Annotated in this window: 9 protein-coding genes and 1 riboswitch; of the genes, 3 read left to right on the forward strand and 6 right to left on the reverse strand. The window is 42.4% G+C overall.

What is annotated here, in order from left to right:
- Positions 1-177: 177 nt before the first annotated feature.
- Both BM130_RS02015 and BM130_RS02020 read left to right on the forward strand, forming a co-directional pair.
- Positions 178-1668 (forward strand): mannitol dehydrogenase family protein, encoded by a 1491-nt coding sequence (locus BM130_RS02015; RefSeq protein ID WP_010528298.1) that lies wholly within the window; start codon positions 178-180, stop codon positions 1666-1668.
- 220 nt (positions 1669-1888) lie between these two features.
- Positions 1889-2770: a carbohydrate kinase family protein gene (locus BM130_RS02020; protein ID WP_010528297.1), complete on the forward strand. Its 882-nt coding sequence runs from the start codon at positions 1889-1891 to the stop codon at positions 2768-2770.
- Between the two features lie 257 nt (positions 2771-3027).
- Here BM130_RS02020 and argS read toward each other — a convergent pair whose 3' ends face one another.
- The 6 genes from argS to BM130_RS02045 all read right to left on the reverse strand — a co-directional run bounded on the left by argS (position 3028) and on the right by BM130_RS02045 (position 12415).
- Entirely contained in the window at positions 3028-4824 is a 1797-nt protein-coding gene (argS, locus tag BM130_RS02025) for an arginine--tRNA ligase (RefSeq protein ID WP_010528296.1), read from the reverse strand.
- Between the two features lie 215 nt (positions 4825-5039).
- Positions 5040-5189, reverse strand: coding sequence for a HEPN domain-containing protein (locus tag BM130_RS15355; RefSeq protein WP_157998113.1), 150 nt, complete (start codon positions 5187-5189; stop codon positions 5040-5042).
- Positions 5186-5509 (reverse strand): nucleotidyltransferase domain-containing protein, encoded by a 324-nt coding sequence (locus tag BM130_RS02030; protein ID WP_010528295.1) that lies wholly within the window; start codon positions 5507-5509, stop codon positions 5186-5188. The genes BM130_RS15355 and BM130_RS02030 overlap by 4 nt, the downstream gene beginning before the upstream one ends.
- A 106-nt stretch (positions 5510-5615) precedes the next feature.
- Complete coding sequence (speA, locus tag BM130_RS02035; RefSeq protein ID WP_010528294.1) at positions 5616-7508, reverse strand: biosynthetic arginine decarboxylase; 1893 nt, start codon at positions 7506-7508, stop codon at positions 5616-5618.
- A gap of 26 nt (positions 7509-7534) precedes the next feature.
- The gene (locus BM130_RS02040; protein ID WP_010528293.1) at positions 7535-9292 is read right to left on the reverse strand and encodes a TonB-dependent receptor; all 1758 of its coding nucleotides are present in this window, start codon (positions 9290-9292) and stop codon (positions 7535-7537) included.
- 87 nt (positions 9293-9379) lie between these two features.
- On the reverse strand, positions 9380-12415 hold the full coding sequence (locus BM130_RS02045) for a tetratricopeptide repeat protein (protein ID WP_010528292.1): 3036 nt from the start codon (positions 12413-12415) through the stop codon (positions 9380-9382).
- A gap of 197 nt (positions 12416-12612) precedes the next feature.
- A riboswitch (TPP riboswitch) is annotated at positions 12613-12708 on the forward strand.
- A 264-nt stretch (positions 12709-12972) separates the two neighbouring features.
- On the opposite strand from BM130_RS02045, the gene BM130_RS02050 reads away from it, so the two are divergent.
- Positions 12973-15405 (forward strand): TonB-dependent receptor, encoded by a 2433-nt coding sequence (locus BM130_RS02050; protein ID WP_010528291.1) that lies wholly within the window; start codon positions 12973-12975, stop codon positions 15403-15405.
- Positions 15406-15763 lie beyond the last annotated feature (358 nt).

Here is a 15763-nt window from a genome sequence, read left to right on the forward strand (position 1 = left end):
ACAAAAGAACATGTATAAATTTCATTAAGCCATGCGAGTTCCATTCGGCCAATAACTTAGATAAATTTTATACGAATGAAACGAGCATGACCAAGAAAACTTGTCGCAATAAGAACATGAATAAACTTTTGGTCATGCGAGTTGCATCAGACCAATAACTTAAAAAAATTTATACTGATGAAATCATCCATAGCATTAAATCAAGAGAATTTGAAGCGTCTATCGCCCAATATCAAGGTTCCGTCTTATAACCGGAATGATGTTAAAACCAGTATTGTCCATATAGGGGTGGGTAACTTTCACCGCTCACACGAAGCCTATTATACCCATCAGCTAATGGAGCGTTTTGGCGTTTTAGACTGCGGCATCTGCGGCGTCGGATTGTTAGATTATGACCGCCGAATCTACAACATTTTAAAAGACCAGGACGGCCTGTACACCCTGGTAATCAAAGAGCTGGACGGAACACTGAATCCTACCGTAATTGGTTCAATTGTAGAATACATCTTTGCCCCGGAAAATCCCATTGCAGTCATAGAGAAGATGGCCGACCCCGACATAAAAATTATTTCCCTCACCATTACCGAAGGGGGCTACAATTTGAATGAAGGAACCGGCGAATTTGATTTTAGCAATCCCGTAATTGTTGAGGATATGAAAAACCCCATGTCGCCCAGAACCGTGTTCGGTTATCTGACGCAGGCGCTGAAACTGAGGATGCATAGAGGTGTTGGGGGTGTCACCATTCAATCGTGTGACAATATTCAAGGTAATGGCAATGTGGCCAGAAAAGCCCTGCTCAATTACGTTGAAAAGGCCGAACCCGGGTTGCTGCAGTGGATTGAAGACAATGTGTCGTTTCCCAATGCCATGGTCGACCGTATTACACCGGTTACAGTGGCTGAAGATATCGCCCGCCTGCAGGAAGAGTTTCTTTTGGAAGACCAATGGCCTGTTGTGTGTGAACCTTTCATCCAATGGGTTATAGAAGATGATTTTGCAGCAGGACGCCCCGCCTGGGAAAAAGTGGGTGCTCAGTTTGTCGATAATGTGGTTCCCTTCGAGAATATGAAGTTGCGATTGTTAAATGCCGGACATACCGTCCTTGGAATGCTGGGGGCTTTGCACGGCTATAAGACCATTGATGAAGCTGCCAGAGATGAGGATTTTTGTGAATTCCTTAAAGGCTTCATGGACCGGGAGGTGAGCCCCACCCTTGGCGATTTGGGAGATATCGACCTTGAAAAATATAAAGCAAGCCTCATTGAACGGTTCCGAAACGTACATATTAAAGATTTGGTAGCGAGAATTTGCCTGGAAAGTTCGGCTAAAATTCCCATCTTTCTGTTGCCTACCATTCGTGCCCAACTGAAGAGTCATCAAAACATCACCAGAGCAGCCTTTGTTGTAGCGGCATGGTGTAAATATAATGACGGGAAAGACGAAAACGGAAACACCTATCCCATCGAAGATGCCATGAGCAACGAATTAATTCGTGCAGCCGCTTTGTCGCATCATGAGCCTATCCGTTTCCTTCAAATTGAGCCGGTATTTGGTGATTTGGTTAATAACAAAACTTTTGTGGAGGCATTTCTCTCTTCTTTGGAAATGCTCAGAAGCAAAAAAGTAAAAGAATGTGTTCGGGAATTAAACTCAAAACTGAAGTAGAATGAAACGAGCATGGCGACTTTTGCCTCAAAAGAGAATGTATAAACGACAAAGGCAGAAGTGCACAGGCAGAAGGCAGAAGAAGTGATTAGTCAATAGTGATTAGTCATTAGTCAATAGTCATTAGTGATTAGCGTTGATTAACTAATTACTAATTACTAACCACTAATGACTACTTTTAATAAACAATATTTCAATGAAATAAGTAAATTTTATACTGATGAAGAATATAGTCTGTTTTGGCGAAGTGTTGTGGGATATGTTGCCTTCGGGGAAAAAACTGGGAGGGGCGCCACTCAATGTGGCTCTCCGGGCCCAATCATTCGGGAATAACGCAACCGTTATCAGCAGCATTGGGAATGATATTCAGGGTCAAGAAATTTTAAAGGAGATGAAGACCTATAAGGCGGATATCGGCCATATTCAGGTGAGTCGTAATTTTGCCACCAGTGAAGTGTTGGTTAGCCTTAACGAAAGAGGTTCTGCTTCTTATGAAATCACCATGCCCTGTGCCTGGGATGACATCGAACTTTCGGACAAGGATGTGGAAAGCGTAAAGAGTTCAGATGCCTTTATTTACGGCAGCCTGGTGGCTCGCACTCAAAAATCGCGCAATACATTGTTTGAGTTGCTAAAGCATGCGCCCTTTAAAATTTTCGATGTCAACCTGCGACCACCCCACTATGAAATGACAACGCTGTTACCATTAATGAAAGCGGCCGACTTAATTAAGTTGAACGATGATGAACTCTTTGAGATTTGTGCACGATTGGGGTATGCAAGTCAGTCCATTGAAGAAAGTATAAATTTCTTGGGAAATAAAACCAATACCGGGCGGATTTGTGTCACATGTGGCAAACACGGTGCTATACTATTTATAAACAATCAGTTTATAAAAAATAAAGGATATAAAATTAGGGTGGCCGATACAGTGGGAGCCGGCGATTCATTTTTGGCTTCATTGGTTAGCAAATTGCTTAATGGTGATTCGCCAGCAGAGGCTCTTGACTTTGCCTGTGCCGTTGGTGCCATTGTTGCGTCTAAAAGTGGTGCCAATCCGACCGTGTCAATGGCAGAGATTGATGACATGATGCAATCGTAATAGCGCAAGTTATAGCCCAAAAGTATAAGGGATGTGGCGGAACGGCAGAAGAGGAAAGGGTGGAATGGTGTAGTAAGTGAGGAAATGTGAGTACAACTTTATGTTATGTCTTATAATACGGCAATTCTTCCCGGAATATAGGTCAGAATGGTCTATACTTAAAGTTATGAAAGTGATACTCTGTGAAGTTTAAAACGTCACAGAGTATCATCATATTTTCAGACAGTTATTATAAAATAACAAAAGAATCAGAACTATTACATTCTTTCAGGGACATCGATACCCAACAGCCACATGCCCTGGCGGATGGTTTTTCCGACAGCATAGGTCAACGCCAGGCGATTGGCACGAAGTGCTTCATCCTTTTCATAAACAATTGGCAACTCGTGATAAAACTGATTGAATTCTTTGGCCAAATCGTATACATAATTGGCAATAAGTGCCGGGCTATACACTTCTCCGGCCTCTTTAACAACATTCGGGAAGTTGCCAATCATCTTCATCACTTCGGTTTCTTTAGGTGTTAAAGAAACTTCCCTGACCAAATTTTCTATTGAAGTATCAATACCTTTTTCCTTAGCTTTTCTAAAAATTGACCGTACCCGCGCATAGGTGTATTGAATAAAGGGCCCGGTATTACCATTAAAATCGATGGATTCACGAGGGTTGAAGGTCATATTTTTTCGCGGGTCAACCTTCAGGATGAAGTATTTTAGTGCGCCCAATGCGATGATGCGGTAAATGCGCTCAGCCTCTTCATCAGTATAACCATCGAGTTTACCCAACTCTTTGGACATCTCGCGGGCGGTATTGACCATGTCTTCAATCAGGTCATCGGCATCCACTACGGTTCCTTCGCGGGATTTCATCTTGCCTTCAGGCAGTTCGACCATACCATAGCTAAAGTGCATCAGACTTTTACCCCATTCAAAGCCGAGGCGGTCGAGCAAGATGGACAGCACTTTAAAGTGGTAGTCTTGTTCGTTTCCCACCACGTAAACCATCTTGTCAATATTGTAATCATCAAAGCGCATACGGGCAGTACCAATATCCTGAGTCATGTAGACCGAGGTACCATCCGACCGCAGCAACAGTTTTTCATCCAAACCGTTTTGAGAAAGGTCGGCCCATACACTGCCATCTTCACGACGATAAAAAAGCCCTTTATCCAGTCCTTCCAAAACCAGTTCACGTCCCACTTTATAAGTTTGGGATTCGTAATATATTTTATCGAAGTCGACACCCAAGGCTTTATAGGTTTGGTCAAATCCTTCGTATACCCATCCGTTCATGGTTTTCCAGAGCTCAACCACTTCGGGGTCGCCGGCTTCCCAGGCACGAAGCATATCGCGAGCCTCCTGCATAAGGCGGGATTCTTTTTCAGCTTCTTCTTTCGAAAGTCCCTGGTCCATCAATTGAGCCAATTCTTTTTTGTATTCCTGGTCGAATTTCACGTAAAAGTCACCCACCAGATGGTCTCCCTTTTTTCCTGCCGACTCGGGGGTTTGCTTATTACCCCATTTTTTCCAGGCGAGCATCGATTTGCATATATGAATGCCACGGTCGTTAACAATATTGGTTTTCACCACCCGATTTCCGTTGGCGGCAACGATTCGCGACAAAGAATATCCCAACAGGTTATTGCGTATGTGTCCTAAATGTAAGGGCTTGTTGGTGTTGGGTGAAGAATACTCAATCATAACAAGAGGCGAGGCCTCAGTAGCTTCGGTAAAACCAAAATTTTCGGTGCTTACAGCTTCTTTAAGAACTGAAAGCCAGTAATGATGAGAGAGGGTAAGATTTAAAAAGCCCTTAATAACCTCATAAGAAGCGATATCAGGACATTCTCTTTTCAGGAAATCACCGATTTCGGCACCGGTCTCTTCCGGTTTCTTGCGAGAGATGCGAAGAAGGGGAAAGACCACAACGGTAAAATCGCCCGGCTGGTCTTTTCGTGTTCGTTCGAGCGGCACTTTTTCCACTTCAAAATCAGCCCCATATAACTCCTTAATGGCCCGGGCTACGACCTCTTTAATCTGTTGTTCGATTCCCATTATTTTGATTTTATATGGTCTACATTATTCCCTTATGCTTCGGGAAAAATGATGTAGAAAACAGAAAGAAGGCAGAAGAAAAAACAAATACCACCTTCGTTAGTAATTCTTGTATTAAGCTGCAAAGATAATAAAACAAGGTAAATCAAGGATAATAAACCAACTTAACTCAACAGAAGTTATTTTTTATCATAAACTACAAAATCTTTTTAAATTCAAATTCCATAAATCAATTCCTCAAGTCTTTTGTTCAATTTCTTTACTTTAGGAATCAACGGCTCAATTTCCTCTCTATCAAATTCTACAAAATCAGCATAATCCGATTCCTGACGCCAATCAAACAAATCATCTTTGGTGACAGTCATGTCAACAAGATTCCATGTTCCTTAATATTCTGATAAAAAGGGGTGGCTGAATACTTCAATTCCCATTCTTTTTCTGAAAAAACAAATGTAGAAACAGGCTCACCAACTTCCAATTCCACTTCAAAAAGTTCTTCTCTGTATTCTTTTTCAACCTCTCTTGACATATTGAATCCTTTCAACAATATTAAAATATCCCAATCAGAATCACCATTAGCATTACCCTTTGCATGCGAACCAAATAAAATAATCGTTGCTTGAGGATTTTTTTTCAAAATTCTCTCCCTGATAAGGTTGACTATATTTTGTTCCCGTAAATTCATGAATATAAAGATAGAATTTCAAGATATTTACTTTTCAAATTTAATTTACCTCAAGAACTAAGTCAAAATAACTGCCTCAAATTTGCGAGTTGGCACTATATCCATGTTATTCCAAATAGGTATATCCGTAAAGGCCGGACCGATAATTGGACAAAAACTCTTTTCCTTCTTCAGCCGAGATAACACCCGATTTGACGGAAGAAGTAACCCAGGTTTCTACGGTACGCACCATTCGTTTAGGACTGTATTGCACATATTCCAGCACTTCGGCAACGGTTTCGCCATCAATTATCTGGTCGATTTTATAACCATTTTCAGACACTGAAACATGAACAGCATTGGTATCACCAAAGAGGTTGTGCATATCGCCCAAAATTTCCTGATAGGCCCCGACCAGGAAGACGCCAATGTAGTAAGGTTCTCCTTTTCGTAATTTATGCACGGGCAAATAGTACGAGATATTCCGTGTAGCAATGAAATTATCAATTTTACCGTCCGAATCGCAGGTGACATCCTGCAGGGTAGCCACCCTGTCGGGTCGCTCATTCAACCGATGAATGGGCATCACGGGAAATATCTGGTCGATGGCCCAGCTGTCGGGCAAAGACTGAAAGAGAGAAAAGTTACAGAAATATTTATCGGCCAGAAGCTTTCTAAGATTCAACAACTCATCGGGCACATGTTTCAATTTGGTGGTCATCAGATGCACCTCCCGGGCGATAGACCAAAACAGTCGTTCAACGCGGGCTCTGGTTTTTAGGTCAATAAGACCAAGACTGAATCTGTCGAGCGCCTCTTCGCGAATCTGCTGTGCATCATGCCATGTTTCCAGCATTTTGGGTTGGTTCAGCGTATCCCACAACGCATAAAGGTCTTTTACCAGGTCATGGTCATCATCAGAAATCTCTTCGTCTTCATCCCATTGAGGGACAGAAGCAGACTCCATCGCTTCAAAAATAAGGACAGAGTGGTGAGCGGTGAGTGACCTTCCCGATTCTGTAATAATATTAGGATGCGGAAAATCATATTTATTGCTGGCATCGACCATGGTATAAACCGCATCGTTCACATATTCCTGAACACTATAGTTAATACTGCTCTCGCTATTTGCCGAACGGGTGCCGTCGTAGTCAACGCCCAGTCCTCCACCGATATCGACAAACTCGACCCCAAAACCAAGTTTTCGTAGTTCAACATAGAATTGCGAAGCTTCTTTCAGGGCACTTTTGATACTCCGAATCTTATTTACCTGACTGCCTATATGGAAATGTATCAGTTTCAGGCAATCTTTCATATTATTTTCCTGCAGGTAGTCAATGGCCTCAATAAGCTCACTGGAAGTAAGTCCAAATTTGCTAACATCACCACCGGAATCTTCCCATTTTCCGCTGCCGGTACTGGCCAATTTAATACGAACCCCCAGATTGGGACGTATTTTATGTTTACGTGCCAGCCGGACAATAAGCTTTAATTCATTCAGTTTTTCGATAACCAGGAAAATACGACGCCCCATTTTCTGGGCGAGCAAGGCTAATTCAATATAAGCTTCATCCTTATAGCCGTTACAAATAATCAGGGAATCACTGTCGGTATTTGTAGCAATAACGGCATGCAGTTCGGGTTTTGAACCGGCTTCGAGACCAATGTTAACCTTTTTGCCGTGGCCAACAATCTCTTCGACCACCGGTTTCATCTGGTTAACCTTTATGGGATAAACGATAAAGTTCTGACCCTTGAAATCATACTCGTCTTTAGCCTTTAAAAAACAACGTTGCATGGTCTCGATTCGACTGTCCAGAATGTCCGGAAAGCGAATCAGCATAGGTGCTTCAACATCTCTAAGTGTCAGTTCATCGACCAGCTCTCTGAGGTCTACTTCGACACCTTTACCGCGTGGTGTAACTACCACATTGCCTTTTTCATTGATTGAAAAATAATTAATTCCCCAGCCGTTAATATTGTACAGCTCTTCAGAATCTTCAATGCGCCATTTTCTCATTTCGACAGCGATATTCTTTAAAGTTATTAAAATGAATAACCGACACCAACGCGGGCATTAAACCCCTGCATGGGATAGCCGGCCCAAGGATAAAATTTGGCTGCAAATATATTCTGAATTCTGGCAAAAAAATGCATTCGCTTATTATATTGATAATTTGCGCCCAAATTAAAATCGGCCACCGAACTAAGATTCTTAATTTCACCGGATTGCATCAAGGCTTTCCGTTCACCTATCACATTAAACGAGGCATCGAAGTGCCATTCGTCATTATAATTATATCCTGCTCTGATACCCAACTCCATTTCGGGTTTATGCCATGCATAGTCATAATTATCCAACGTCCATCCGTAATAGACACCTTTCAGGATAATATCCAAATCACGGTCAGGACGAATAAGAAATTCACCGGTCAGACTAAGCAATGTGGCATCATCGTAAACAACGTCAAAAAGATTACTCATTCCCCAGGTATCAGGACTCCCATCTTGTTCAAAAAAACGATTCACAAAAAAATACTCATCTTCAATAAACTCATAATCGAGACGGGCAGTAAACGAGGTGGCACTGCTAAAATTACCTTTCACACCGGCAAACCCACGAATATTGGTAAAGGAAGGTTTTACAAGCACATCGGGCGACACAAACGGATTTTCTTCCATAATCTCCCGATAACTGTTTTGGTGCAACTCCCCCGTCATGCCCAGGAAAGTAGAAACCACCCCTTCGGCAATGACCAAATCGCCCCTGACATGAGGCGATAAATAAAACTCTTCGGTATCTGAGAATTCGCCGGTAAGATTTAATCCCACCTCTACTTTTAACTTATTTCCCGGGAATACCACTCTGGGATTCAGTGTCAAATATACTTGTTCACGGTCTTCAAACTGAAATAAACTGAGAAATTCATTGTCATCATTGGTGGCCCTAACTTTACGATAAATACCCTCACCATCAACTTTTAAGGATAAAGCACCAAAAGGAATATACAAATCCCCACCCAGAGAAAAACTATTTTCTCCTACATCTGTACGGTTATTGAAACTACCAAAATCAAAATTCAAATGATAACGGGCATCATCCAAATCCGATTGTTGACTAAGAAGTCCGAAATGAAGGTCAAAGGTAGTCTGGCGTTGTTTATCGTCCGGACTTAGTAAAACTCCGTTGACATCTTCTATTTTAATATCATTGTTCAAACTAATATCATATGCACCATTCGGGTCAATGGTTTGCAATCCATAATAACGATAGGCAAAGCGATGAAAATCCAAATCCAGTTCCAGGGTCTTATCATCGAAAAAATGGCGCATATACAACCCTCCGAGCGTATTGTGATACGGGGCATCTACCCGGTTTCCGTCTTCCAGTTCCAACTCACCCCATGAAGATTCCTGCTGTAATCCAATAGAAAAAGCAAATTTTTCATTACGCGTTAAGTTGTAAAAAATGTCGCCAAACAAGAGCTGATAGTTTCCCATACCACCACGTATATATGAAGAATAGAGGTCTTTAGGACGTTGAGGTGCCAGTCGTGCTGCTTGCAACGGTGATACTTGCGGAACGCCGGGCATGGCATGACCGGCAACGGAATAACTGAACTCGGGTTTCACGGTCAAAGTATCTTCCCGTTCCGGCATTTGATTAATTTTCATGGCATCCGAAATGGTAGGTTCATATTCTCTTTGAACCCGAACATCCTGATTTAATGGTTCCTGCGAAAAAACCATTCCCCCACATCCAAAGAGGGCAAAAATCAAAAGCAATATATTGATGGTCTTCATAGACAATTGAGCATTAGATATTAAAGATTAAGATATTAGATGTTTAGATATTAAATGAAAAGATTTACAGAGCCGCGGCATTTAATTTTACTCACCGGCATTCTGTTTTTCTGTAATTTCACTTAGGCGCTTTTGAGCTCTTTCCTGAATATCATCCTCCGTATTTTTATAATTCTCCATTAAACTTTCCACATATTGCCGGGCCTGGAACAAATCACCCTTACTCTGATAAATTTCCGACAATAAGAGGAAACACCTTGCCATCCAGTATTGGTGAGGGGTGCCAACATTAACAAAGTCGAATATTTCTTGTTCGGCCTGTTCAGCTTTCCCCTGGTCGAAAAGAATTTGAGCTACACGATAACGGGCAATGGCCCCTTCGAGCGAGCTGGTATTTTTCTTTAAAAGCTGAAACTCTTTTAAAGCCAAATCTTTTTCACCCAGCTCCAGGTGTGCTTCTGCTTTTCTGTACCGGGCTTCGCGTTCCACTTCGGGCGATGTTTTAGGGTCTTCAAGGATGCGTTGAGCCAGACGAGATACATAGCCGGGCCGGTCACCCAACTTCACCAGACAACGCATTTGTCCTATCAGTGCTTCCCTTCTCAACTCCTCTTCGTCGGCTTCATTTTCCAAACGTTCATAATACCCCAGAGCCTCGCTAAAACGCTCGAGCTGATAGCTTATCCTAGCAATATTTACCAGGGCATCTTCCATAAAAATATTCCCGGGGCGACTCACAACAAATTCAAAAGAACGCCGTGCATTTTCCAAATCCTGATTTCGATACTGACAATCGGCCTTGTAGAAATGGGCATTAATAACAAAACGCCCGTCAGGATAATTTCGCAGATAAGCCTCAAATTGATTAATTGCCTGCAGACACTTGTCTTGCATATACAATTTTTCGGCAGTAATGTACGACAGCGAATCTTCCTGACGCTTATCAATACTTGCAAAACCACCTACCTGCCGCGTATATTGAATATAACCATCGGCATCATTTCGGTCGAGATAAATATTTTTAATACCCAGTAGCGCATCTTCGGCTTCAGGTGTGCCGGGAAACTCATTTACCACTCGTTTATAAAATGCGAGCGACTGGTCCAAATCGCCACTGTTGTAATAAACCAGTCCCAATTGCAACATAGCCTTTTTGGAAAAGTTGGAACGTGGATACTGCTCCTTCAGCTTTTTGTACATCCTGATAGCCGAAGTCAAATCATCTACGGCAACATAAGAACGTCCCATTTCATAGAGGGCATCATCAACATAAGGTGATTTCGGGAATCGAGTTACAAGCAACTCTAACTGGTTAATTTTACTTTGATGGTTTTTCAACAGTCCGAGCGAAAAAGCTTTTTGATACATGGCATAATCGGCTGACGCCCCCGGAATATTTGTGGCTTCATCATAATAACTAATGGCACGTTCAAAGTCACGTTGCATAAAGAAACAGTCTCCAATTCGGGTTAAGGCATCTCCTAACATGGGCGACTGACTGCTGCCCATTAAGTTTTCGTATTTTCTGAACCATGAAGCAGCCTGGGCATAATTTTTTTGCTTAAACCAAGCATAACCAATATTGTAATGAGCCGTTTTAAACTCATCCAATTGATACGAACCGGGTGTATGTATAAAAATATCGTAATTTTCAATAGCCTTATCGTATTGTCCCAAACGATAATAGGCTTCACCAAGCCAATATCTGGCTTTAACTTTTAATTCCCGGTTATATTCACCGTATTTCAAACTGTACTGAAGCATATCCGCCGCCTCATCAAAACGAAGATTGGTAAACAACTCCAGCCCACGATGATAGGCAATACGCTGAAGTGCTCTATAGTTGGCGGCCGTTTTGTTTTTTACCTGTTCGAGAGCTTCCAAAGCCTCCTTATAATTACGTGTGGTTAAAAGGGCTTGTCCCAAATATTGCCAGGCTTCATCAATATACGCACTATTGGGGAAGCGCTCAATAAATTTCATGAAACTGTCAATAATTTCATTAAAAGGTGAAAACGACAGTTCATAATTCAGTTTAATGTAATTAAACATTGCCTCTTCGGTGATAACCTGGTCAAAATCGGTTTCGGATGCCGCACCAAAAGCAACCCGGGCTTTTTCTTTCTCCCCAATTTTTAAAAAGCAGTCACCCAAATGGTAGTAAGCATTTTGCGCCATAGCATCTTTCTCCATCGTTGTTTTGGATAATGCTTCGGCAGCCTCAGCATATTTTTTCTGATGATAGAGGCTCAAGCCTAAATAGTAATAATCTTCTCTGGGTGGCTCCTCGGTCATCTCAACAGCAACAGCAAGATATTTGGCAGCATTATCGTAATTTTTAAGAGCATACCAGGCATTACCAACCATACGGGCCATATCGGCTTTTCGAACGCCCTCGGCTTGCTCCACCAAAGGGGAACCATATTTTATAGCCTTTTGAAAATCGGATTGCAGAAAATAAATTTGAGCAATGTAGAAAGGCACTTCATCTCCAAAGCCTGGCTCATCTTCCAATTGCTCAAAAATCTTAAGCGCAGCATTGTAGTTTCCTTGTTCATACTGAATATGTGCGTAATAATAGTTAGCAGCGCCCCACCATTGACCTTGCACATTTCGTATTTCGGAAAAGGCGGGTAAGGCCTGGTCATATTCACCCTCCATAAAATGGCAATAACCCGACTTAAAACGGAAGTCGTAACGTGTTTCACGGTCCAACTTTCGGGCTTCTACATACCTATAATTGCGCAAAGCCTTACGATATTTTCCATCCTCATAATCAAGGTCTCCCAGTCGTTTATAGACATAAGGGCGCATACCACTTTCGGGGAATTCGACCAAAAAAGATTCCAATAAATATTTGGCATCATCATTTTCAAGATGGGAAGCCGACATTGCCACATAATAAGCCGCTTCGGCTTTCAGGTTACTCTGTCCCGGCAGAAATTGATCCTGAAGATCGGCAAACAAGCTACGTGCCACGCCATAGCGGCCGTTTCGATAATGGTCCAAAGCTTCGTTAAAAAGTCGTTCGGTTTGCCTGCTGTCATATGATTGCTGCGCCACAGCCAAAGGCATGACAACCATTATCAGCGATAAAAACCACAGGAATCGTTGTTTTGTCATGGTATTCTGAATAATATAAGATGTAATCAAAGAAACCTATTATCTACAAAAAAGTATTACTGAGTTGTTTTAATCAACGAAAATAGAGAAATTTTGGTGTATTTCCAGATAAATTAATCAATAAACTATCGGGTGAAACGAGCATGGCAAATTAAGTTTGTCATGCCCGTTTCATCTTTTATCAAATATTTCTATATTTGCGGCCGCAGGGGTGCCTGATATAAGGCTGAGATCATACCCTTTGAACCTGATACGGGTAATGCCGGCGCAGGGAAATGAGCTCACCTTTTATTTTCATTCCTGAATATCAGAAACGAAAAGATGCAGAATCATAGAAAGTAATGCGAAACTATAATTGGCTGAACATTACTTCTGCCTTCTGCCTTTTCACTTCTGCCATTAATATCAACTACAATGGGGTGCCTAAAAATGGCTGAGATCATACCCTTTGAACCTGGCCGGGTAATGCCGGCAAGGGAAAACGTAAGATCTTCAAAAGCTTTCCCATTGCAGTTTATAGTTTAATTATTAATTGTTAAACATTAACTGCTATTACCATGCAAAAAATTATGATTTTTCTGGGGCTGTTATTTCTTTCGGCCCAGGCATTTTCGCAGAGATCCCTAAAGGGGACCGTCTATTCCGAGAACTACGAACCCTTAACCGGTGCAACAGTGGTAATTAATCCGGGTAATCATGGAACTACAACCGACCAAAATGGCGAATTCTTTTTTACCGGAATATCTACCGCAAGATGTCATATAACCATCTCGTTTATTGGATACCGGAAATGGGAAAGAGACATTGACCTACGAGAAACCAATCAACTGAAAGTTATTATGGAACCGGCCAGCCATCTGACAGAAGAGGTGGTGGTAACAGCCTACCGGGCAGGTCAACAAACACCTGTAGCGCACACCGATATTGACGGGGAAGTGCTTCGCTCAACAGGTGTCGGAAATGACATTCCGTCTCTTCTGAAATTAACGCCGTCACTGGTGACCACCTCCGAAAGTGGCATCGGACTGGGATACACCAACCTCAGGATTCGGGGAACCGACCCCACCCGTATTAATGTAACCATGAATGGGGTGCCATTAAACGACTCGGAAAGTCAGGGTGTCTTTTGGGCCAACATGCCCGATTTTGCCAACTCGGTAGAGAATGTCCAGATACAACGGGGGGTGGGAACCTCAACGCAGGGCTCTGCCGCCTTCGGTGCTTCCATAAATTTTCAGACCACCACCAGTGACCCGCAATCTTATGCCGAATTAACCTCTACCGTAGGGTCTTTCAATACTTTTAAGAACAGCCTGCGTTTCGGGACAGGTCTTATCAACGATAAATTTTCCTTTGAAGGACGATATTCCCGACTGAAAAGTGACGGATACATCAAAAACGCCTTCTCGGATCATCAGTCACTGTACCTTGGTGGAACCATGCATTTCGACAACAGCTTTTTAAAGATGATAATCCTTCATGGCGACCAACAAACCGGCATCAGCTGGTGGGGCGTCCCGCAGGAAATGCTGGAAACCGACCGGCGATACAATCCGGCAGGGGTCTATACCGACGAATTCGGCAATGAACAGTATTACGACGACCAAACCGACAATTACAAACAGACACATGCACAGTTATTCTACAGTTGGGCACTAAACACTGAATTCCATGCTACGGCAGCCCTTCACTACACCCGGGGCGACGGGTTTTATGAACAATATAAGGAAGATGAAGATTTTGTTGATTACGGACTATCAGCCATTCAAATTTCGGATCAAACCATTGAAACCAGCGATCTGATTCGTCGGAAATGGATGGGTAATGACTTTTACGGCGCTACCCTTTCGGGGGATTTAAAACTTTCAAGTCAATCGAACCTGACATTTGGTGGTGGATGGAACCGATATGACGGCGATCATTTCGGACGAATCATCTGGATGCGTTATGCCGGGACCACCGAGAAAGACTATGAATGGTATTTCAACAACGGCACAAAAACCGAACACAACCTGTTTGCCAAATTCGACTGGGAAGCATCCCCTCTCCTTCGTCTCTTTATGGACATCCAATACCGCGGTATCAACTATGAAATGTCGGGTATTGACGATGACCTCAGGTCACTGGATCAGGAACATGATTTCCGGTTCTTTAATCCCAAAGCCGGATTTTATCTCACACCCAAAGATAACCACAGCATCTACGCCTTTGCCGGAATTTCAAACAGGGAACCCACCCGCACCAACTTTAAAGATGCCAATCAAGATCCTGAAGCTACTCCAAAAGCGGAAAGACTTTATGACATTGAAACCGGATATAAATATGAATCGGGAACATTTTCGGGAGGCATCAACCTCTATTACATGTATTATGAAGACCAGTTGATTCCAACCGGTGAAAAAAGTAATGTGGGCTACGACATCATGACCAATGTGGATAAAAGCTATCGCACCGGCGTTGAAGTGATGGCAGCAGTTCAGCCGCTTTCATGGCTGACCTGGGATATGAACCTCACCCTCAGTCGCAATATCATCAAGGATTTTGTGGAAACATCGACCAACAGCTATCCGGACCCTGACGGTAGCGAGGATTGGATTACCGAAACCGTCAAAAACCCTTTGGGCGACACACAAATTGCCTATTCGCCCTCAGTCGTTGGTAGCAGTAACCTGGCGGCTAATATAACATCCCGTTTTAAAATTTCTTTGCAGAGCAAATATGTAGGCGAACAGTATTTTAACAACACAGAGAGTGATGAGCGTAAGCTGGATGCCTGGTTTGTAAATGACTTACAATTCAACTGGAAATTAAATCCCAAACCATTCAAAAGTATCGGCCTGCAGTTTACCATTCATAACGTTCTGGACCATGAATACGAAAGCAATGCATACGGCGGCAACTGGTATGAAGAAGACGTCGAAAAAACATGGGCCTACTATTATCCCATGGCCGGACGGTATTATATGGGTCAGGTAGTGATAAGATTTTGATGATTTTACGCAAAGAAGAAATAAAAGGCTGTCTGATACTTTTCGGACAGCCTTTGTTTTAACTTATCATCAGCATATAGTTTGCTTATAAACCAAAAGTATTAAACCAACGCAGGCTCCTTAATCTCCTAAAGGGAAAATACCCTTTCTGACTTCTGCCCGATTACAGCATCCCGTTTTAATGAATGATACTTCATGAACGGAAAAAACGCAGAGACGCCAGGACGCTGAGAGACATTGATTTTTAGATGGTTGATTTTAGTTAGATACTGTGTTAAAATCCAAATTTAATCAAAGAATAATTCACTAAATTTTTAACTTTGCGTACAGACAGAGGGAAGACATACGGTGATACATT

The organism is Thermophagus xiamenensis (assembly GCF_900112795.1).
Lineage (GTDB): Bacteria > Bacteroidota > Bacteroidia > Bacteroidales > Marinilabiliaceae > Thermophagus > Thermophagus xiamenensis.